At 70.8% G+C, this 19,521-nt stretch carries 20 protein-coding genes and 1 pseudogene; 10 read left to right on the plus strand and 11 right to left on the minus strand.

Features of this window, described 5'->3' with window-relative positions:
• Positions 1 to 37 precede the first annotated feature (37 nt).
• On the plus strand, positions 38 to 694 hold the full coding sequence (locus AB0C25_RS19625) for an HAD family phosphatase (RefSeq protein WP_357375053.1): 657 nt from the start codon (positions 38 to 40) through the stop codon (positions 692 to 694).
• A 103-nt stretch (positions 695 to 797) separates the two neighbouring features.
• Here the strand turns inward: AB0C25_RS19625 and AB0C25_RS19630 are convergent, their stop codons facing one another.
• The 4 genes from AB0C25_RS19630 to AB0C25_RS19645 form a co-directional block, all read right to left on the minus strand.
• On the minus strand, positions 798 to 3,353 hold the full coding sequence (locus AB0C25_RS19630) for an ABC transporter permease (RefSeq protein WP_357375001.1): 2,556 nt from the start codon (positions 3,351 to 3,353) through the stop codon (positions 798 to 800).
• Positions 3,353 to 4,117 (minus strand): ABC transporter ATP-binding protein, encoded by a 765-nt coding sequence (locus tag AB0C25_RS19635; RefSeq protein WP_357375003.1) that lies wholly within the window; start codon positions 4,115 to 4,117, stop codon positions 3,353 to 3,355. Before AB0C25_RS19635 ends, AB0C25_RS19630 begins: the two co-directional genes overlap by 1 nt.
• A 355-nt stretch (positions 4,118 to 4,472) precedes the next feature.
• Positions 4,473 to 5,159: a response regulator transcription factor gene (locus AB0C25_RS19640; RefSeq protein ID WP_357375005.1), complete on the minus strand. Its 687-nt coding sequence runs from the start codon at positions 5,157 to 5,159 to the stop codon at positions 4,473 to 4,475.
• Between the two features lie 207 nt (positions 5,160 to 5,366).
• Positions 5,367 to 6,281, minus strand: coding sequence for a PD-(D/E)XK nuclease family protein (locus AB0C25_RS19645; protein ID WP_357375007.1), 915 nt, complete (start codon positions 6,279 to 6,281; stop codon positions 5,367 to 5,369).
• A gap of 140 nt (positions 6,282 to 6,421) precedes the next feature.
• Here AB0C25_RS19645 and AB0C25_RS19650 point away from each other — a divergent pair, with 140 nt between their 5' ends.
• Genes AB0C25_RS19650 through AB0C25_RS19660 form a run of 3 tightly spaced genes read left to right on the plus strand, consistent with a single transcriptional unit; the run spans position 6,422 to position 9,127 of the window.
• Positions 6,422 to 7,513 carry a site-2 protease family protein gene (locus tag AB0C25_RS19650; protein WP_357375055.1) on the plus strand — a complete coding sequence of 364 codons (1,092 nt, stop codon included), beginning with the start codon at positions 6,422 to 6,424 and terminating at the stop codon, positions 7,511 to 7,513.
• A 44-nt stretch (positions 7,514 to 7,557) separates the two neighbouring features.
• Positions 7,558 to 8,508, plus strand: coding sequence for a tRNA (adenine-N1)-methyltransferase (locus AB0C25_RS19655; protein ID WP_357375057.1), 951 nt, complete (start codon positions 7,558 to 7,560; stop codon positions 8,506 to 8,508).
• 46 nt (positions 8,509 to 8,554) lie between these two features.
• Complete coding sequence (locus tag AB0C25_RS19660) at positions 8,555 to 9,127, plus strand: hypothetical protein (protein ID WP_203120203.1); 573 nt, start codon at positions 8,555 to 8,557, stop codon at positions 9,125 to 9,127.
• A gap of 52 nt (positions 9,128 to 9,179) precedes the next feature.
• Here AB0C25_RS19660 and AB0C25_RS19665 read toward each other — a convergent pair whose 3' ends face one another.
• Positions 9,180 to 9,473, minus strand: coding sequence for a ferredoxin (locus AB0C25_RS19665; protein WP_357254249.1), 294 nt, complete (start codon positions 9,471 to 9,473; stop codon positions 9,180 to 9,182).
• A 178-nt stretch (positions 9,474 to 9,651) separates the two neighbouring features.
• On the opposite strand from AB0C25_RS19665, the gene arc reads away from it, so the two are divergent.
• The 3 genes from arc to AB0C25_RS19680 all read left to right on the plus strand — a co-directional run bounded on the left by arc (position 9,652) and on the right by AB0C25_RS19680 (position 13,601).
• Positions 9,652 to 11,436, plus strand: a complete 1,785-nt coding sequence (gene arc, locus AB0C25_RS19670; RefSeq protein ID WP_357254251.1) for a proteasome ATPase — start codon at positions 9,652 to 9,654, stop codon at positions 11,434 to 11,436.
• 327 nt (positions 11,437 to 11,763) lie between these two features.
• The gene (dop, locus tag AB0C25_RS19675) at positions 11,764 to 13,281 is read left to right on the plus strand and encodes a depupylase/deamidase Dop (protein ID WP_357375010.1); all 1,518 of its coding nucleotides are present in this window, start codon (positions 11,764 to 11,766) and stop codon (positions 13,279 to 13,281) included.
• A 104-nt stretch (positions 13,282 to 13,385) separates the two neighbouring features.
• The gene (locus tag AB0C25_RS19680) at positions 13,386 to 13,601 is read left to right on the plus strand and encodes a ubiquitin-like protein Pup (RefSeq protein ID WP_030332902.1); all 216 of its coding nucleotides are present in this window, start codon (positions 13,386 to 13,388) and stop codon (positions 13,599 to 13,601) included.
• Positions 13,602 to 13,636: 35 nt separating this feature from the next.
• On the opposite strand, the gene AB0C25_RS19685 is transcribed toward AB0C25_RS19680, so the two are convergent.
• Positions 13,637 to 14,116, minus strand: a complete 480-nt coding sequence (locus AB0C25_RS19685) for a hypothetical protein (RefSeq protein WP_357375061.1) — start codon at positions 14,114 to 14,116, stop codon at positions 13,637 to 13,639.
• Here AB0C25_RS19685 and AB0C25_RS19690 point away from each other — a divergent pair.
• The 3 genes from AB0C25_RS19690 to prcA all read left to right on the plus strand — a co-directional run bounded on the left by AB0C25_RS19690 (position 14,048) and on the right by prcA (position 15,961).
• Entirely contained in the window at positions 14,048 to 14,311 is a 264-nt protein-coding gene (locus AB0C25_RS19690) for an endonuclease VII domain-containing protein (RefSeq protein WP_357375059.1), read from the plus strand. The genes AB0C25_RS19685 and AB0C25_RS19690 overlap by 69 nt on opposite strands.
• Positions 14,230 to 15,069: a proteasome subunit beta gene (gene prcB / locus AB0C25_RS19695; protein WP_357375012.1), complete on the plus strand. Its 840-nt coding sequence runs from the start codon at positions 14,230 to 14,232 to the stop codon at positions 15,067 to 15,069. Before AB0C25_RS19690 ends, prcB begins: the two co-directional genes overlap by 82 nt.
• A 61-nt stretch (positions 15,070 to 15,130) precedes the next feature.
• A complete protein-coding gene (gene prcA, locus AB0C25_RS19700; protein WP_357375014.1) occupies positions 15,131 to 15,961 on the plus strand; it encodes a proteasome subunit alpha in 831 nt (276 codons plus the stop codon).
• Positions 15,962 to 16,091: 130 nt separating this feature from the next.
• Here prcA and AB0C25_RS19705 read toward each other — a convergent pair whose 3' ends face one another.
• From AB0C25_RS19705 to AB0C25_RS19725, 5 genes and pseudogenes are all read right to left on the minus strand, one after another.
• Positions 16,092 to 17,402 carry a polysaccharide biosynthesis protein gene (locus AB0C25_RS19705; protein WP_357375017.1) on the minus strand — a complete coding sequence of 437 codons (1,311 nt, stop codon included), beginning with the start codon at positions 17,400 to 17,402 and terminating at the stop codon, positions 16,092 to 16,094.
• Positions 17,399 to 18,100, minus strand: a complete 702-nt coding sequence (locus AB0C25_RS19710) for a glycosyltransferase family 2 protein (protein ID WP_357375019.1) — start codon at positions 18,098 to 18,100, stop codon at positions 17,399 to 17,401. The genes AB0C25_RS19705 and AB0C25_RS19710 overlap by 4 nt, the downstream gene beginning before the upstream one ends.
• Positions 18,093 to 18,464, minus strand: coding sequence for a DUF2304 domain-containing protein (locus tag AB0C25_RS19715; RefSeq protein ID WP_357375022.1), 372 nt, complete (start codon positions 18,462 to 18,464; stop codon positions 18,093 to 18,095). The genes AB0C25_RS19710 and AB0C25_RS19715 overlap by 8 nt, the downstream gene beginning before the upstream one ends.
• Positions 18,461 to 19,348 (minus strand): dTDP-4-dehydrorhamnose reductase, encoded by an 888-nt coding sequence (rfbD, locus tag AB0C25_RS19720; RefSeq protein WP_357375024.1) that lies wholly within the window; start codon positions 19,346 to 19,348, stop codon positions 18,461 to 18,463. The genes AB0C25_RS19715 and rfbD overlap by 4 nt, the downstream gene beginning before the upstream one ends.
• A pseudogene (locus AB0C25_RS19725) lies at positions 19,345 to 19,521 on the minus strand (dTDP-glucose 4,6-dehydratase); the annotation flags it as partial. The gene rfbD and the pseudogene AB0C25_RS19725, both read right to left, overlap by 4 nt.

The following is a 19,521-nucleotide window of genomic DNA, read 5'->3' on the forward strand; positions in this document are numbered from 1 at the left end:
GGAGGATCCGCTGAGCAGCCACCACCACCCCGCCGCCGTGCTCTTCGACATGGACGGCACGCTCGTCGACAGCGAGAAGCTGTGGGACGTCGCGCTCCAGGAACTCGCCCAGGAGTACGGCGGGGAGCTGTCCGAGGACGCCCGCCGGTCGATCATCGGCACGGCCATGGCCGAGTCGATGCGCATCCTGCACGACGACCTGCGGCAGCCCGAACGGGATCCGGAGATCAGCGCGGCGTGGATCAACGCCCGGATCCTGGAGCTGTTCCGTAGCGGACTGCCCTGGCGGCCCGGCGCGTACGAGCTGCTGCGCGCGGTCCGCGCGGCGGGAATCCCCACCGCGCTTGTCACCTCCAGCCCTCGGGCGCTTGTCGAGATCGCCCTGGACACCCTGGGCCGGGACAACTTCGACACCGTGGTCGCCGGCGACGAGGTGGTGGCGGCCAAGCCGCACCCGGAGCCCTACCTGACCGCCGCCCGGCTACTCGGTGTGCCGATCGCGCGGTGCGTGGCGATCGAGGACTCGCCGACCGGGGTGGCCAGCGCGCTCGCCTCCGGTGCGGCGGTGCTGGCCGTACCGGCGGAGGTGGCGCTTGCGCGCACTGCCGGCGTACACCAGGTGGAGAGCCTGACCGGCGTGGACCTGGGGCTGCTCGCGACGCTGCTGGCCGACCGGGCCGCGGCGACCGGCTGAGATTCGGCGCCCAGCCGCCTGAGCGTCGACCGGGGACGCATCGCCCCGAGACGGCCGACGCCCCCGATCGCACTGGGCGACCGGGGGCGTCGGCTGTTGCCGATCAGTCGTGGGCGATCGCTCCCAGGACGTTGATCCGGGCCGCCCGGATGGCCGGCAGCACCGCGGCCACCACACCGATGATCGCGGCGAGACCGAGGAAGATACCCATCTGTCCCCAGGGCAGGATCAGGTCGGTGATGCCCTCGTCCTTGAGCGCCTCGACCACCGCGGCGCCGAGACCGGTGCCGACCGCCACGCCCAGCAGCGCGCCGAACACGGAGATCACCACCGCCTCCACGGTGATCATGCCCATCGTCTGGCCCCGGCGCAGGCCGATCGCCCGCAGCAGACCCAACTCCCGGGTCCGCTCCAGCACCGACAGCGCCAGGGTGTTGATGATGCCGAGCACGGCGATCACGATGGCCAGGGCCAGCAGGATCTGGATCATCGTGAGCAGCCCGTCGAGCTGACCGGTCTGCTGCTTGATGAACGCGTCCCGGTCAGCCACCGACACCTCGGGGCTGTCCGCCAGCAGCGTCTCCACCTGGGGCTGCACGTCGGCGACCCGGGCACCGGGGGCTAGCTGGATGAATCCCTGGCTGGGCTGCGGGATGGTGAAGTCCCTCGCGGCCTGCACCGGCAACATCACCGGGTTGGTCAGCTGGGACGACTCGTAGATGCCGCTGACGGTGTACGTCCGCACCTCACCCCGGGTCAACTGCACCTTGACCGTCGAACCCACCGACCAGCCACGCGAGGTGGCCGTGTCCGAGCTGGACAGCATCTCGGTTGGCCCGAGCCGGTCGATGTCACCGGCGGTGGCCTTCGCCCCGAAGATCTGCCGCAACGACGCGATGTCACTGCTCGCCCCGACCCAGGTGCTCTCGCCGTCGAGCTTCGCCATGTCGCCGTACTCGCCGTCGACCAGCTGCACGCCGGGCAGGGCCTTGGCCTTGTCCAGCACCGCCGGGTCGAAGCTCGGCGGACGCGGACCGCCCTGCTGGCCGGAGATCACCAGCTCGGCCTTGATGGTGTCCTCGGCGAGCGCGCTGATGCTGCCCTTGGCCGAGTCGAGGATCACCGTGACGCCGGTGACCAGCGCGATGCCGACCATCAGCGCCGCGGCGGTGATCGCCGTGCGGCGCGGGTTCCGCCCGGAGTTGAGCCGGCCCAGCTTGCCCGGCACCGACCAGGAGAAGATCGCGCCGAGCAGGTTCACCACCGGCCGACTGATCAGCGGGGTCAGCAGCGCCACACCGATGAAGGCGAACAGCACCCCACCCAGGATGGTGGGCAGCGTGCTGCCCCGGGCGTTGCCGCTGAGCCCGAGGAACAGCAGCACCGCGCCGATGCCGGTGACCACCGACCCGGTCACGGTGATCTTCGTCAACGGCCGGTCCGGGGTGGCCACGTCCTGCATGGCTGCGATCGGCGGGATCCGCGACGCCCGCAGCGCCGGCAGCAGCGCCGCCACCACGGTGATGACCAGACCGACCGCGAACGAGCCGATCACCGCGGCCGCCGGCACGCCGATCCCGGCCAGGGTGAGCCCACCGGCCAGCTTGCCGAACAGGAACGCCAGCAGCGCCCCCACCCCGATGCCGGCGGCGAGACCGAGCACCGAGGCGATCAGCCCCACCGCGATGGCCTCCAACACCACCGAGCCGATGATCTGCCGACCGCTGGCCCCGATGGCGCGCATCAACGCCAACTCCCGGGTGCGCTGCGCGACGATGATCGAGAAGGTGTTGAGGATCAGGAACGTGCCGACCAGCAACGCCACTGCGGCGAAGCCGAGCAGGATCTTGTTGAAGAAGGACAAGCCCTCCTTCAGGCCGGCCGACGCGTCCGCGGCCACCTGCTCACCGGTCTTCACCTCGAAGTCCGGCCCCAGCGCGCGGGCCACGTCGTCGCGCAGCGTCTCGTCGGAGACCCCACCGGCGGTGCGGACGGTGACGCTGCTGAACGTGTCCGGCTCGCCGAGCATCAGCCGCTGCGCCACCGGCGTGGTGAAGAAGACCTCGTTGACCCCGCCGATCGAGTCCCGGTCACCGCTGTAGCCCATGATGCCGACCAGGGTGAAGTCCCGCTTCTTCGACTCGAACGCGGTGAGCACGCCCACCTTCTGGCCGACCTGCACCTTCGCCGCCGTGGCCAGCGCCTTGTTGAGCACGACCTCGTCCTCGGCCTGCGGCGCGCGCCCCTCCCGCAACTGCATCAGGTCGCTCTCGCCGATCCAGTTCTCGCCCAACTGGGGCGGACCGAACGAGGTGATCACCTTGCCGTTGCTGCCGACCACGCGGGCGCCGTCGGCGTTGACGATGCCGGTCGCCGAAGCCACCCCCGGCACCTGCTTGACCCGTTCCACCACGGCGGCGGGCAGCGGAGCCGAGGTCTGCTCGCCCTCCATCTCGCTGAGCTCCACCTTCGGTTTCGCCGCGACGTTCACGTCGATCTCGGAGAAGCCGTCGGCGAAGACGGAGTCGAACGAACGCCCCAGCGTGTCGGTCAACACGAAGGCACCGGAGACGAACATCACCCCGAGCACCACCGCCAGACCGGACAGGATCAGCCGGACCTTGCGGGCCAGCAGACTCTTCAGTGTCGCCCGGAACATCAGTTGCCCACCTCGGCCGGAGTGTCCAGCTTCTTCATGGTGTCCAGCACCGTCTCGGCGGTCGGCTCGATCAACTCCGAGACGATCTGCCCGTCGGCGAGGAAGACCACCCGGTCGGCGTACGCGGCGGCGGTCGGGTCGTGGGTGACCATCACGATCGTCTGGCCGTGCTCGCGGACCGAGCTACGCAGGAAGTTGAGCACCTCCGCGCCGGAGCGCGAGTCCAGGTTGCCGGTCGGCTCGTCCGCGAAGATCACCTCGGGGCGGGAGACCAGGGCACGCGCGCACGCCACCCGCTGCTGCTGTCCGCCGGAGAGCTGCGCCGGCCGGTGGTCCAGCCGGTCCTTCAGACCAACCGTGGTGATCACCGTGTCGTACCAGGCCGGGTCCGGCTTGCGCCCGGCGATCGACAACGGCAGCAGGATGTTCTCCTTGGCGGTCAGCGTGGGCAGCAGGTTGAACTGCTGGAAGATGAAGCCCACCTTGTCGCGGCGCAGCTTCGTCAGCCCCGCGTCGCCCAGCCCGGTGACTGTCGTCTCACCGATCGCCACCGTCCCCCGGGTCACCGAGTCCAGGCCGGCCAGGCAGTGCATCAGCGTCGACTTGCCCGAACCCGACGGCCCCATGATCGCGGTGAACCGGCCACGTTCGAACTCGGCGCTGACCCCCCGCAGCGCGATGACCTGAGCCTCGCCGCTGCCGTACACCTTCCACACGTCGTTCGCCCGGGCCGCGGCCTGCGCCTGGCCTACCGTCGCGGTCACGTCATCTACCTCTTCCGTCTGTCCGTCTGCTCACGCCGCCCCCCGATGGTCCGGCGTGACTGTTCCATCATCGGCGCTGCTCACGCCCGTTCCGTCCGCCCCTGGGGGGACCCGGCGCGGATTTCCCGCTGCGGGTCGCCCCCGATGTCGGATCAGGGTTGCCCCTGACCCGACGACCGGTCGACCCGATTCCCGCGACCGGTGACAGCGCCGAACCCGAGACTGCGCCCTCACGCCACCGGAGGGTCAACCGCGCCGAGCCGTCTCCGGTCACGGTAGGTGAGCGCGGCAACGGGGCCGTCCCCCCACGGAGGGATTTCCGAGTACGCCGAGTGGGGTAGCCGCCGGACCTCAGCTACGCCCCGGGGCGGATCAGACCCGACTCGTACGCCAGCACCACGGCCTGCACCCGGTCGCGTAGTCGCAGCTTGGTCAGCAGGCGCCCGACGTGGGTCTTCACCGTGGTCTCGCTGACCGACAGCACCGCCGCGATCTCGGCGTTGGACAACCCCCGAGCCACCTGCACCAGCACCTCGCGTTCCCGGTCGGTGAGCGCGTTGAGCACCGGCGCGGGCGTCGCCGCCGGATCGGGCAGCAGGTCGGCGAAGCGCTCCAGCAGCCGCCGCAGGATCCGCGGCGAGACCACCGCGTCCCCGCCGGCCACCGTGCGGATCGCCGCGATCAGCTCCTCGGCGGGCACGTCCTTGGCCAGGAACCCGCTGGCGCCCGCGCGCAGCGCCCCCACCACGTACTCGTCCAGGTCGAACGTGGTGAGCACCAGCACCCGCACCGGCAGCCGGGAGTCGACGATGGCCCGGGTCGCCGCCACCCCGTCCATCCGGGGCATCCGGATGTCCATCAGCACGACGTCGGGCAGCAGCCGGCGGGACAGCTCCACCGCCTCCACACCGTCGCCGGCCTCGGCCACCACATTCAGGTCACTCTCGGCCCCCAGCACCATCCGGAAGCCGGTGCGCAGCAGCGGTTGGTCGTCGGCGAGCAGGATCCGCACCGGCCGCGCCGGGGCCACCCGATCCGTCATCTCGTCTCCCGTTCCGCCGACGTCGCGCCCGCACCGCTCATCCTCGCGTACGGCGGACGTGCGTCGCGGACCACGGTAGAGGCCTCCCCGCCGCGGTGTCGGCACCGACGCGGCACCGCTTCGGCCGGGTCCGCGGTGCCCGCGGCGGGGGCGGTCAGCGACCGACCGGACGCACCGCGGCGCGCACGAACGGCCCGCCGCGGGTCGTCACTCGTCGGCGCCGGGCACCACCGGCGCAGACCGGGCGTCGCGCAGCGGATCAGCGGTCGCCGCCGCCACCGGGAACGGCGGCGGGGTGCCGCCGAAGCTCGGGCACAGAGCCTGGTGACTGCACCAGTCGCACAGCTTGCTCGGCCGGGGCCGGAAATCCTGCCGGGCGGTGGCCTGCTCGATCGCGCGCCACAGCGCCACCACCGTGCGCTCGAAGCGGACCAGCTCGTCGGCGTCCGGCGTGTAGTCCAACACCTCGGCGTCACGCAGGTAGAGCAACCGCAGCACCCGGGGCACCACCCCTCGGGTGCGCCACAACACCAGGGCGTAGAACTTCAACTGGAACAGCGCCCGCGCCTCGAACGCCTCCCGGGGCGCGCCCCCGGTCTTGTAGTCGACGACCCGCAGCGCGCCGTCCGGAGCGACGTCGAGCCGGTCCAGGTAGCCCCGGATCAGCAACTCGTCGTCGACCACCGCCGAGATCAGGCTCTCGCGCTCGGCCGGCTCCAGCCGGGTCGGGTCCTCCACCGCGAAGTAGCCCTCCAGCAGCCCGGCGGCCGAGCGCAGGAACTCCACCGGGCCGGCCGGCTCCGCGCCGTCGAAGATCGCGGCCAGCTCCGGCTGCTCCGTGACCAGCCGGTCCCACTGGGGGGCCACCAGGTCGCCGGCCGCCGCCGGCGTGCGGCCGGTCGCCGGCAGGTCGAACAGGCGCTCCAGCACCGCGTGCACCAACGTGCCCCGGGCCTGCTCGATCGTGGTGCGCTCGGGCAGCCGGTCGATGCTTCGGAAGCGGTAGAGCAGCGGGCAGGTCTTGAAATCCGCCGCCCGCGACGGCGACAGCGAGGCCCGCACCGTCGGCGGCGCCTGCGCCGCGAGGGAGGGCTGGGGGGTGGTGACCGATTCCGCCGTCATGTCGGCAAAGGTTAGGGCACCGGTGTGACACCGACCGCCGCCCGCCCCGCGCGGCGACGGTCCGTAGCATCGTGGCGATGGAGCAGACATCCCCGCCGCCACGCCGACCCGACCGGCGTCTCGGCCTGAACGTCGGCCGGGTGTTCGGGGTGCCGTTGCACCTCAACGGCTCCATGGTCCTGTTCGCGGTGCTCATCGCCGTCCTGTACGCCGAATTCGCCCGCCGACAGCTCGACCTGCCGCAGATCAGCGGCTACCTGATCGGCTTCGGGTTCGTGGTGTCGTTGCTCGGCTCGGTGCTGCTGCACGAGTTGGGCCACGCCCTCACCGCCCGCCGGTACGGCATCGGTGTGCGCGGAATCACCCTGGAACTGCTCGGCGGCTACACCGAGATGGACCGGGACGCCCCGTCCCCCCGTGTCGACCTGCTGGTCTCGCTGGCCGGGCCGGCGGTCTCCGCGGTGCTCGGAGTCCTCGCGGTCGCCGCCACCCTCGCCCTGCCCGAGCGGACGGTGGCGCACCAGCTCGCCTTCCAACTCGCGGTCAGCAACGTCATCGTCGCGGTGTTCAACAGTCTGCCCGGGCTGCCGCTCGACGGCGGCCGGGCGCTGCGCGCCGCCGTCTGGGGGCTGACCCGCGACCGGCACCTCGGCACCGAGGTCGCCGGCTGGGCCGGCCGGGTCGTGGCGGTCGGCACCGCCGCCCTGGTCGGGCTGCTGACCGTGGTCGACGTCCTGTCGCCGCTGGCGCTGCCGCTGATGCTGCTGGTCGCCGTCACCCTCTGGCGGGGCGCCGGGCAGGCCGTCCGGGCCGCCCGGGTCAGCCGCCGGTTCCCGCTGATCGACCTCTCCCGGCTGGCCCGCCCGGTCTGGCCGGTGACCACCGGTACGCCCCTGGCCGAAGCCCAGCGCCGACGCGCCGAAGGCGGGCAGCCCGCCTCGGCCCTGCTGGTCACCGACTCCACCGGGCGGCCGGTGGCGCTCGTCGACCCGGCCGCCGCCGACGCGGTGCCCGTCGACCGCCGACCATGGCTGGCGGTGGACGCCGTCGCCCGCGCACTGGGCACACTTCCCGCCCTGTCGGTCGGCTGGGACGGCGAGCGGGTGATGGAGGCCGTACAGACCTACCCGGGCGCGCAGTACGTGGTGACGTCAGGCGAAGATGTCGTCGGCATTCTGCACATCGCGGACCTTGCACAGCTCCTCGAACCCAACCGGAAGATGACACCGTGACCGCAACTCCCTCCACCGTCGGAGCCGACCCCACCACCCCGGCGCTGACACCCGTGCACCGTGGGCCGTTCCGGCCCGGCGACCGGGTTCAGCTGACCGACCCCAAGGGGCGGATGCACACCGTGACGCTGGAGCCCGGCAAGGAGTTCCACACCCACCGCGGCATCCTGGCGCACGACACGCTGATCGGGCTCCCCGACGGCAGCGTGGTCACCACCGCCGGTGGCGGCACCGCCTTCCTCGCGTTGCGGCCCCTCCTGTCGGACTATGTGCTGTCCATGCCGCGCGGCGCCCAGGTGATCTACCCGAAGGACTCGGCGCAGATCGTCGCGATGGGTGACATCTTCCCCGGCGCCAAGGTCCTCGAGGCCGGCGCCGGCTCCGGCGCGCTGAGCTGCTCCCTGCTGCGGGCCGTCGGCACCGAGGGTGAGCTGCACTCGTTCGAGCTGCGCGACGACTTCGCCCAGATCGCCAAGCGCAACGTCGAGGCGTTCTTCAACGGGCCGCACCCGTCGTGGCACCTGCACGTCGGTGACGTCGCGCAGTGCCAGGAGACCGGGTTCGACCGGATCATCCTGGACATGCTGACCCCCTGGGAGACTCTCGGCATGGTCGAGCGGGCGCTGGTCCCCGGCGGGGTGTTCATCGGCTACGTCGCCACCACGCCGCAGCTGTCCGAGCTGGTGGAGGCGCTGCGCGAGCGCGGCGGCTGGACCGAGCCGCGCGCCTGGGAGTCCCTGGTGCGCGACTGGCACGCCGAGGGCCTCGCCGTCCGGCCGGACCACCGGATGATCGCGCACACCGCGTTCCTGGTGTCCGCGCGCAAGCTGGCCCCCGGGGTCACCGCGCCGCCGCGCCGCCGCAAGCCCAGCAAGGGCACCGAGGCGTACGCGCAGCGCCGCCAGGACCTCCGCGCGGCGGAGGCGGCCCGACAGGCCGCCGCCCAGGTGGCGGATGCGCAGCCCAACGGTACGGGGGAGATGGACAGGCCGTGACCATCGAGCTGGCCGGAGGCACCGCCGAGCAGGGGGAGGCGATGGCATGAGCCGACCGGGCTACGGCGGCGGTGACCTCCCCGCGGTCTTTCCCGACTGGTCGCCCTACCAGGATCTGGAGTCGGCGGCGCGGGCCTACCTGCGCGACCCGGACGTCGCCCTGGAGGCGCTCGGCGGCGTGCTGCGCGGCGCGTCCGTGCTCGGCTTCACCCTGGAACGCTTCGTCAACGAGGTCAACGGCGTGTGGCAGGAGGTCGTCGTCTGCGACGGCAGCCGGCTGATCCTCTGGCACGGCGAGGACGTGCCGCCCGAGGAGGGTCCTCCCGGCTCGATGACCTCGTCCTTGCGGGTCGTGCCGGTTTCCACCGTGACCGAGGTCGGCTGCCGGCGGCGGCTCAACCGCGCCGAGAGCGGCGAGATCCGGGTCGACAGCATCGACGTCTACCTGCTGCTCACCTCGCTGGACGAGGCGCCACCGAGCGAGGAGATGGTGGGCACGCCACGGCACGACGCGCTGCGCTTCGGCAAGACCCTCGACGACGGTGGGGCGGGGCAGATCGCCCGGCTGGAGGAATTCGCGCGGCTGGTCGCCTCGGTGGTCGGCCGTCCGATGCTCTGAGGCGTACCCCTTCCGGGTCCGGCCGGGCCGCGTGGCCCGGCCGGTGGGTGACTCAGTCTTCCTCGGCGTCCGGACCGGCGACCTCGACACCGTCGCCGCGCACCACGTGGATGCAGTCGCCCGGGCACTCCTTCGCCGAGTCGATCACCTCGAGCCGCAGGTGCTCGGGCACGTCGACACGGCTGCCCGGCGCCGCCAGCAGCTCACCGTCGGCACCCTTGACGTACGCCAGACCGTCGATGTCGAACTCGAAAACCTCCGGCGCGTACTGCACGCAGAGCCCATCGCCCGTGCACAGATCCTGGTCGACCCAGACCTGCAGCTGATCGGTCGCGACCTCGGTCACCGGTGCACCCCCCATGTTCTCCCGACCTACACTCCGACGGTACCCGAACGCCGGTAACCGCCCGTCAGGCCACCCTTGGCGATCAAGGTTCGGTGACGAGGGTGTTGCGTGGGACCGAATCGGCCTCATAGCGGCTAGTGTTAGGGCAGAACGTTCAAGCCCCCCGGGGAGGTGGGACGTGGCAGCACGCAGCGACGACGCGGACTCGCGCGCCGCACGGTGGGAGAAGGAAGCCCACGATCTCTCCACGCAGGTCGCGTTCCTTCAGGAGGAACTCGCTCTGGTGCGGCGCAAGTTGACCGAAAGCCCCCGACACGTCCGGCAGCTCGAAGAGCGGCTGGCGGCCACCCAGGCACAGTTGGCGCGGCTGACCGAGAACAACGACCGGCTGGTGAGCACCCTCAAGGAGGCTCGCACGCAGATCGTGACGCTCAAGGAGGAGATCGACCGGCTCGCGCAACCGCCGAGTGGCTATGGCGTCTTCCTGGCCAAGCACGACGACGGCTCGGTGGACGTCTTCACCGGCGGTCGCAAACTACGGGTCGCGGTCTCACCCTCGCTGGACGTGGGTGACCTGCGCCGTGGCCAGGAGGTCCTGCTCAACGACGCGCTCAACATCGTCGACGCGTTCGGCTATGAGCGGGTCGGCGAGGTCGTGATGCTCAAGGAGATCCTGGAGGGACCAAACGGCGGGCCGGGTGACCGGGCGCTGGTGGTCTCACACTCCGACGAGGAGCGCATCGTGCACCTCGCCGAGACCCTCATCGGCTCGGCGATCCGAGCCGGCGACTCGCTCATGATCGAGCCCCGCTCGGCGTACGCGTACGAGCGGATCCCGAAGAGCGAGGTCGAGGAGCTGGTCCTGGAGGAGGTGCCCGACGTCGACTACGGCGACATCGGTGGCCTCCAGTCGCAGATCGAGCAGATCCGCGACGCGGTGGAGCTTCCCTTCCTGCACGCGGACCTGTTCCGTGAGCACCAGCTCCGCCCGCCCAAGGGCATCCTGCTCTACGGCCCGCCGGGCTGTGGCAAGACGCTCATCGCCAAGGCGGTGGCCAACTCGCTGGCCAAGAAGATCGCCGAACGGCAGGGCAAGGAGAAGCACACCAGCTTCTTCCTCAACATCAAGGGCCCCGAGCTGCTCAACAAGTACGTCGGCGAGACCGAGCGGCACATCCGGCTGATCTTCCAACGGGCACGGGAGAAGGCCGGCGAGGGCACGCCGGTGATCGTGTTCTTCGACGAGATGGACTCGATCTTCCGGACCCGTGGCTCCGGTGTCTCCTCCGATGTGGAGAACACCATCGTCCCGCAGCTGCTCAGCGAGATCGACGGCGTGGAGGGGCTGGAGAACGTCATCGTCATCGGCGCCTCCAACCGGGAAGACATGATCGACCCGGCGATCCTGCGCCCCGGTCGGCTCGACGTGAAAATCAAGATCGAGCGACCGGACGCCGAAGCGGCCAAGGACATCTTCTCCAAGTACATCCTCGCCGGGCTGCCCCTGCACCCGGACGACCTGGCCGAGCACGGCACCGACCCCCAGGCCACCGTCGCGGCGATGATCGACGCCGTGGTGCTGCGGATGTACTCCGAAACGGAGGAGAACCGCTTCCTCGAAGTCACCTACGCCAACGGTGACAAGGAAGTCCTCTACTTCAAGGACTTCAACTCCGGCGCGATGATCCAGAACATCGTCGACCGGAGCAAGAAGATGGCCATCAAGGAGTTCCTCACCTCCGGTCGCAAGGGGCTGCGCCTGCAGCACCTGCTCGACGCCTGCGTCGACGAGTTCCGCGAGAACGAAGACCTCCCCAACACCACAAACCCCGACGACTGGGCGCGCATCTCCGGCAAGAAGGGCGAGCGGATCGTCTACATCCGCACGCTCGTCTCCGGTGGCAAGGGCGCCGAGGCCGGCCGGTCCATCGAGACCGCCAGCAACACCGGCCAGTACCTCTGACCGCCAGCGGCGGCATCGGACCTCGTCCGGTGCCGCCGCTGCGTGCGTCCCCAACCAGCCCGTGCGTCCCCACCAGCCCACGCGTCCGCGCCCCGCCCACGGTGGCCCGTCGTGGCCGACCCGCGCGCTCCGCAGGCCATCGACGACATTCACGCGCCCAACGGGCGCGCCGCGCCGGCGGAGCAGGGTGTCACCACGACCCGCCACGGCACGGCAGCCGCGCCGCGCCGACCGGCAGGGCCGCGCGGTACGCCACCGCGCAGACTAGTCTCGATGGTGTGAGCGGCGGGTACGCCGGCTCCAGGGGCGAGCGAAGCGAGTGGTCGCATGACGGTACGTCGGATCATGGGCACCGAAGTCGAGTACGGCATCTCCGTGCCCGGACAGGCCGGAGCCAACCCGATGGTCACCTCATCACAGGTGGTCAACGCCTACGGGGCACGCCCCGAGCTCAACCGGGGTGGTCGAGCCCGCTGGGACTACGAGGAAGAGTCGCCGCTGCGCGACGCCCGCGGATTCACCTACTCCGGAGCCGCCTACGACCCCGCCGAGGCCCTCGCGGACGAGGACCTCGGCCTCGCCAACGTGATACTCACCAACGGCGCCCGTCTCTACGTCGACCACGCCCACCCCGAATACTCCACCCCGGAGGTCACCACCCCCCGCGACATCGTGCGCTGGGACAAGGCTGGTGAGCGGGTGATGGCCGAGGCGTCCCGCCGGGCCGCCACCATCCCGGGCAGCCAGCCGATCCACCTCTACAAGAACAACACCGACAACAAGGGGGCCAGCTACGGCGCCCACGAGAACTACCTGATGCGCCGGCAGACCCCGTTCGCCGACATCGTGGCGTACCTGACGCCGTTCTTCGTCACCCGCCAGATCGTCTGCGGCGCGGGCCGGGTCGGCATCGGTCAGGACGGCGGGCAGAGCGGCTTCCAGATCTCCCAGCGCGCCGACTTCTTCGAGGTCGAGGTGGGCCTGGAGACCACCCTCAAGCGGCCCATCATCAACACCCGCGACGAGCCGCACGCCGACGCCGACAAGTACCGTCGGCTGCACGTGATCATCGGCGACGCCAACCTCTCCGAGATCTCCACCTACCTCAAGGTCGGCACCACCGCCCTGATCCTCAACATGATCGAGGAGAAGGCGCTCGGCGCCGACCTCGGCATCGCCGACCCGGTCAGCGAGCTGCGCGCGGTCAGCCACGATCCCGGCCTGGCGCACCTCATGCGACTGCGCGACGGACGCCGGCTCACCGCACTCGACCTGCAGTGGGCGTACCTGGAACGCGCCCGGTCCTTTGTCGACGACCGCTACGGCACCGACGCCGACGAGCAGACCGTCGATGTGCTCGACCGCTGGGAGAGTGTGTTGGACCGGCTCGGCCGGGACCCGATGCTCTGCGCCGACGAGTTGGACTGGGTGGCCAAACTGCGGCTGCTCGAAGGTTACCGGGAGCGGGAGAAGCTCGGCTGGGGCTCGCACAAGCTGCAACTGGTCGACCTGCAGTATTCCGACGTCCGGCCGGAGAAGGGCCTCTACCACCGCCTGGTCACCCGAAAGGCGATGAAGACGCTACTCACCGACGACGAGACGCGCACCGCGATGACCGAGCCGCCGGAGGACACCCGGGCCTACTTCCGGGGCCGCTGCCTGGCCCAGTACGCGTCCGAGGTCGTCGCCGCGAGCTGGGATTCGGTGATCTTCGACGTGGGCCGGGAATCGCTCGTCCGGGTGCCGATGATGGAGCCGGAGCGCGGCACGCGCGCGCACGTCGGGGCGCTGTTCGACCGCTGCGCCAGCGCGAAGGATCTGCTGGAGACGTTGACCGGCGGCTGAACGCACGTCCTTATGCCCGCCGCGTGCCGCAAGCCGGCGCGCGGCGGGCTTTTCGTCGCCCGCGCGAGGTAAGTTCATCGCAGACGATCGTGGAGGAGGCAGCAATGGCCACTCATGACAGCGGCGGCCAGTCGCAGTCCGGCAAGTCCCGTCAGGGCGAGGAAATCGAGGACGTCACCACCGAGGCCAACCCCGAGGTGGCCGAGCGGCACGCCGAGATCACCGAGGACGTCGACGACCTCCTCGACGAGATCGACTCCGTCCTCGAAGAAAACGCAGAGGAATTTGTCAGGGGCTATGTGCAGAAAGGGGGGCAATAGAGGCAATAGCGGTCAAACCGGACATGCCTCGTCTCTCAGATGACCGAGATGGCCAGCGCCGCTGTCGAGATTGCGGCGAGTGGCTGCCCCTCGATCAGTTCTGTGCCAACAGCAAGAGACCGGACGGTCGCGGCAGCTATTGCAAGCCGTGCTTCAACGTCCGCTCGAAGGCCAGCTACGCCAAGCGTCTGAAGGAGCAGCAGGGCCGGGACGTGCGTCAGCTGCCGTCGGTGCCGGAGGGGCACCGACGGTGCCCGGCCTGTGATGCCACCAAGCCCCTCGATGACTTTCCCCGGAATCGCTCCGGTCGTGGGGGACACGGCCGATACTGCAAGCCTTGCCACAACGAGAAGGGCAAGGAGAGCAAGATCCGGCTGCACGGCGGCACGCGCGAGTACCACCTGCGGCGGCGGTACGGCGTCGGGGAGAAGGAGTTTCAGGAGCTCCTGGCCGAGCAGGGCGGGGTCTGCGCGATCTGTGGCGGCGCGCACCCGCAACATCTGGACCACGATCATCGCACCGGGTGGGTGCGCGGGATACTCTGCTTCAACTGCAACGGTGGTCTTGGCCAGTTCCGTGACAGTCCCATGAGGCTGGCCAGGGCGATCACGTATCTGAGAGGAACCACGTGGCAGCGGGCTTTGATCCATCCGGGCGTCTACCAGATGTGTTCACCAACGCGGGGACGTCCTCCTTCACGACGTTCCTGAGTCGGGCGGCCCCCGAGATGCTGCCCGGCCGGCGGCCGTTGCCGCCGGGCATGGCAGCGGACCTGGCGCCGCACGCGACCACCATCGTGGCCATCTCGGCCGCCGGTGGCGTCGTGATGGCCGGAGACCGGCGGGCCACCATGGGCAACCTGATCGCCCAGCGTGACATCGAGAAGGTGCACCCGGCCGACGCGTACTCCCTGGTGGGGATCGCGGGCACGGCTGGCATCGGGATCGAGCTGATGCGACTGTTCCAGGTGGAGCTGGAGCACTACGAGAAGATCGAGGGCGCGATGCTCTCGCTCGACGGCAAGGCCAACCGGTTGGCGTCGATGATCCGCGGCAACCTGGGTGCGGCCATGCAGGGCCTGGCCGTGGTCCCGCTGTTCGCCGGGTTCGACCTGGCCGCCGCCGACCCGGCGCGGGCCGGTCGGATCTTCAGCTTCGACGTGACCGGCGGTCCGTACGAGGAGACCGGGTACGACGCGATCGGCTCCGGCTCGCTCTTCGCGAAGTCGGCGCTGAAGAAGCGCTTCCGGGCCGGTGTGTCGGTCGACGACGCCACCCGCCTCGCGGTCGAGGCGCTCTACGACGCGGCGGACGACGACACCGCGACCGGCGGACCGGATCTGACCCGTCGGATCTATCCGGTGGTGATGACCGCTACCGCCGAGGGCACCCGCCGGTTGACCGACGCCGAGACGGCGGCGATCGCCGAGGGCGTGGTCGCCGGTCGGATGGAGAACCCGGGCGGGTGACCCCCTTCCACCCCCACCAGTCAGCAGTCGTCAGCACCGCGCCGTAAGGAGAACCGCCGCCGTGGCCATGCAGTTCTACGCCTCGCCCGAACAGATCATGCGCGACCGCTCCGAGTTGGCCCGCAAGGGCATCGCTCGGGGTCGCAGCGCCGTGGTCCTCAGCTATTCCGGCGGGGTGCTCTTCGTCGCGGAGAACCTCTCCAGCGCCCTGCACAAGGTCAGCGAGATCTACGACCGGATCGGGTTCGCCGCGGTCGGTCGGTACAACGAGTTCGAGAATCTGCGCCGGGCCGGTGTGCGGATGGCCGACCTGAACGGGCTCAGCTACGACCGGCGGGATGTCACCGGGCGGGCTCTGGCCAACGCGTTCGCGCAGACGCTCGGTGCGATCTTCACCGAGCAGTCGAAGCCGTTCGAGGTGGAGATCTGCGTGGCGGAGGTCGGGGCGACCGCGGACGACGACGAGTTGTACCGGCTGACGTACGACGGTTCGGTCAACGACGAGCCGGGTCGGATGGCCATGGGCGGCCAGGCTGAGGCGATCACCGGTGTGCTGAAGTCCCAGCACCGTGCGGACATGTCCCTCGCCGAGGCGGCCCGGGTGGCGGTGCAGGCGTTGAGCACGGTTGGTGGCGAGGGCGGCGCGGCCCGGACGATCGCCGCCAACCAGTTGGAGGTGGCGGTGTTGGACCGCCACCGGGTGGGGCGGACGTTCCGCCGGATCACCGGTGCGGCGCTGACCGCGTTGCTGGACGGCGACGTGTCCGCCGCGGAGCAGCCGGCGGATGCGGGTGGCCCGGACACTCCGGCGCAGCCCACCACCGAGTCGCACAAGCCGACGACGTCGGCGGCGTCCGCTGACCTGGAGGACAAGCCGGCGGACGGCAAGTAACACCTGTTGGTACGGCGGCGGGCGGTCCGGTGTTCGGGCCGCCCGCCGCCGTACGTCCAGCGTCTGCGGCGGCGGGCGTGCCCCCCGCCGCCGTTCGGTGTGGCCGCGATGCGCGGGGGTGTGGCCCTGGTCAGGGTCCTGCGGTCACTCCCGGCGCGGCAGCCTCGAAGGCCGGGGCGTGGGTGGGTGCTGCCGGGCGGGCGGCGTGGGTGCGCAGCAGCACGGCCATGACGGCGGCGACCACGACGGAGCCGATGGCGTAGCCGAGTTCGACTCGCAGCGCGGTGGAGACCGGGGCGAGCGTCGCGACGACGAGTGCGGCCACCCCGATGGCCCAGGCGAGGGCCTGTGCCCGGTGCCGGTCGAGGGCCAGGAGTGCCTGGCCGAGGACCATCGCCCACAGGTAGGCGAGGGTGGCGACGGCGAGCCAGGCGAAGTCGGCGTGGCCGAGGACTCCGGGCGCGTCGAAGAGGGTCTGCACCAGTTGTGGGCCGACAAGCACGGCGAGGACGGCGCCGGTGAGGCCGAGGGCGCTGACGATGCCCAGGGCGCGGCGCAGCAGGCTGTGGAAGCCGGTGAGGTCGCCGGTGCTGGCCGAGGTGGAGAGGCCGGGCAGCAGCGATGCCTGCAACGAGGCGAAGACGAACAGCGGGATCCGGACCAGCACCAGCGCGGAGAGCAGCGCGCCGGCGGTCGCCTCGTCGGAGGGGTCCAGCACCTTGACGTTGATCACGCCGATGTTGACCACGACCTGGGCGAGCAGGCTGGAGGCGATGAGGAGGCCGAGGCCGCGCACCAGGCTCGCCCAGGCCACGGGAACGCCGCCGCCGACGGCGCGCAGGACCGGTGGTGCGGTGAGGATGGCGCCGGCGACGGGCGCGATGACCAGCACCGCGCCGTACCAGACGGGGTCGGTGACGCCGTTCAGGCCGAGGACGGTGACGAGCGCGATCCGCAGACCGCCGTCGATGCCGAGTTGGGTGCCGTACCAGGGGAACAGTTGCAGGCCGGAGAGGATGCCGCGGGTGGTGTGCGCGACGGCGAGTCCGGCCAGCGCGCCGATCAGGACGGTGACCATGGTGTCGTCGCCGGCGAAGAGCCGGTCGGCGAGCGTCTCCCGGAAGACGATGATCAGCGCGACCACGGCGGCGAGCAGGCCGGCGGCCAGGGCCGCACCCCGGGCCAGTACCGGCCCGGGGGGGAGGCCCTGGCTGTGCCGGGCGGCGACGAGTCGGGCGACCTCCTGCTCGACCGGCATGAACAGGCCGATGCCGAGGGTGAAGACGATCGTCCAGAGCACGGAGAGGGAGTTGTAGTCCGCCTCGGTGAGACTGTGCCCGGCGACTGCCAGGTGAACGTAGGAGGCGAGCCCCAGCAGGGCGAGGCCGGCGCCGACGGCGACGGTGCCCGGTGGGACCAGACTCAGGAGCCGGCGGATCACCGGCGAATGAGCGCCAACGTGAGGACGGCGAAGGCGCGGCCGAGGTAGATCATGGCCTTGGCGGGGGAGTGGCTGGGGGTGCCCGCCATCCGCTTGCGCATGGCCACCGGCACCTGGCGGATGGTGTAGCCGCGTCGGGCGGTGTGCACGAGCGTCTCCACGGTGTCGCCCAGGTATTCCACCGGGTACCAGGTGGCGAACATGTCGATCACTCGACGGTTGGCGGCCCGGAACCCGGAGGTGGTGTCGGTGAGCTTGGTGTGTGCGACGCGGGACAGCACGGCGGAGAGCATGACCATGGCCCAGCGGCGGGGGCCGCGGACGTTGTAGTCACCCTCGCCGGCGAACCGGGCGCCGATCACCAGGTCGGTCTCGTCGAGCAGGTCGACGAGCTTCGGCACGTACCGGGGGTCGTGCTGGCCGTCCGCGTCGATCTGGATGGCGACGTCGTAGTCGTGGTCGCGCGCGTACCGGTAGCCCACCCGCATGGCGCCGCCGACGCCGAGGTTGTACGGCAGCTTGGCGACGCGGGCGCCGGCCGCGGCGGCGACCGCGGCGGTGCGGTCGGTGGAGCCGTCGTCGATGACGATCACGTCGACGCCGGGCAGCTCGCCGCGGACCTCGCCGACGACGTCGGCGATCGAGCCGGACTCGTTGAGCGCCGGGATGATGATCAGAACCCGCTTGCCGTTAACCATCGGTGGACACCAGTTCGTTCCGGGCCGCTCGCTCCGCGTCGATCTCGGACCGGAGCAGGGCGAATTCTTCGGCCAGGGTGCGGGTCTCTTCTTCCAGGTGGCTGACCTCCCAGCTGAGGTGCACGCAGACCAGCAGCAGGAAGACGATGCCGAGGAAGAGCACAAGGCTGACGCCGGAGGCGACGCCGAGCAGTTCGGCGACGTTGTCCAGCAGGCGGGGGAAGAGCGACAGGGGGATGACGATCACCAGGACGCCGAGCCAGAGCATGCCGTACTTTTCGCGAAGCTGCCGGCGGCGCAGCAGCTCGACGATGGTGGCCAGCAATATCAGGCCGGTCAGCCCGGTGACGAGGGTGAGCTTCATGCGACCTTCCACGGAGCGGGCGGAGTGGGGGAGTCGAATGCGTCGACGAGGGTGGCATGCCAGTCGGGGAGCGACGGCAGACCTGCGGCCGCCCAGCGGCCGTGTGCTAGCACACTGTACGCCGGCCGGGGGGCAGGACGAGGATACCGGTCACTGGTGGTGGGTCGGATCCGGTCGGGGTCCAGACCGGCCAGCGTGAACGCCGCGCGGGCGAGCCCGTACCAGGTGGTCTGGCCGGCGCAGGTGCTGTGGTAGACGCCCGCGGCGGCCTGGCCGGCGAGGGCGGCGTCGGCGAGTGCGACGAGCTGTTCGGCGAGCCGGTAGGACCAGGTGGGCTGGCCGTGCTGGTCGTCGACCACGTCGATGTACTCCCGCTGGGTGGCGAGCCGGAGCATGGTGGCCACGAAGTTCGGCCCGTGCGCGCCGTACAGCCAGGCGGTGCGGACCACGTAGCCGCTGTCGGGCAGCAGTCGGGCGACGGCCTGCTCGCCGACGAGCTTGCCCCGGCCGTAGGCGTTCACCGGCGCGGTGGGGGCGTCCTCCGGGTAGGGGGACTGGGCGTCGCCGGCGAGGACGTAGTCGGTGGAGATCTGGATGAGCCGGGTGCCGCTGGCGGCACACGCCGACGCGAGGTTCGCGACGCCGTGGCCGTTGACGGCGGTGGCTGCCGCCTCGTCGGCCTCGGCGCCGTCGACATTTGTCCACGCCGCCGTGTTGATCACGATGTCGTGCTCGGCGACGGCCGCCCGTGCAGCGGTGGGGTCGGTGACGTCCAGATCGGCGCGGCCCGCAGCGGTCACCTTGAGGTCGGACCTGGCGTTCAGCACGGTGACCAGGTCCCGGCCGAGCATCCCGCCGGCGCCGGTGACGAGTAGGCGGGTCATGCGGTGGGTGTGGTCTTGAGGGGTTCCCACCAGGTGCGGTTGTCGCGGTACCAGGTGACGGTGTCGGCGAGGCCCTGGTCGAGGGTGATGCTGGGGGTGTAGCCGAGTTCTTCGTGGATCTTGGTGATGTCGAGGGAGTAGCGGCGGTCGTGGCCCTTGCGGTCGGTGACGGG

Origin of the sequence: Micromonospora sp. NPDC048839 (genome assembly GCF_040649915.1) — a bacterium.
Classification (GTDB): domain Bacteria; phylum Actinomycetota; class Actinomycetes; order Mycobacteriales; family Micromonosporaceae; genus Micromonospora.

What these genes read in the sequence shown, in the direction of transcription:
- AB0C25_RS19715 (WP_357375022.1), bottom strand. Translation starts at nt 18,464, where the DNA reads ATGAAGCTCACCCTCGTCACCGGGCTGACCGGCCTGATATTGCTGGCC.
- dop (WP_357375010.1), top strand. Translation starts at nt 11,764, where the DNA reads ATGACGGTACGTCGGATCATGGGCACCGAAGTCGAGTACGGCATCTCC.
- AB0C25_RS19680 (WP_030332902.1), top strand. Translation starts at nt 13,386, where the DNA reads ATGGCCACTCATGACAGCGGCGGCCAGTCGCAGTCCGGCAAGTCCCGT.
- AB0C25_RS19685 (WP_357375061.1), bottom strand. Translation starts at nt 14,116, where the DNA reads ATGATCGTGGTCCAGATGTTGCGGGTGCGCGCCGCCACAGATCGCGCA.
- AB0C25_RS19710 (WP_357375019.1), bottom strand. Translation starts at nt 18,100, where the DNA reads ATGGTTAACGGCAAGCGGGTTCTGATCATCATCCCGGCGCTCAACGAG.
- AB0C25_RS19645 (WP_357375007.1), bottom strand. Translation starts at nt 6,281, where the DNA reads ATGACGGCGGAATCGGTCACCACCCCCCAGCCCTCCCTCGCGGCGCAG.
- rfbD (WP_357375024.1), bottom strand. Translation starts at nt 19,348, where the DNA reads ATGACCCGCCTACTCGTCACCGGCGCCGGCGGGATGCTCGGCCGGGAC.
- AB0C25_RS19660 (WP_203120203.1), top strand. Translation starts at nt 8,555, where the DNA reads ATGAGCCGACCGGGCTACGGCGGCGGTGACCTCCCCGCGGTCTTTCCC.
- AB0C25_RS19640 (WP_357375005.1), bottom strand. Translation starts at nt 5,159, where the DNA reads ATGACGGATCGGGTGGCCCCGGCGCGGCCGGTGCGGATCCTGCTCGCC.
- AB0C25_RS19630 (WP_357375001.1), bottom strand. Translation starts at nt 3,353, where the DNA reads ATGTTCCGGGCGACACTGAAGAGTCTGCTGGCCCGCAAGGTCCGGCTG.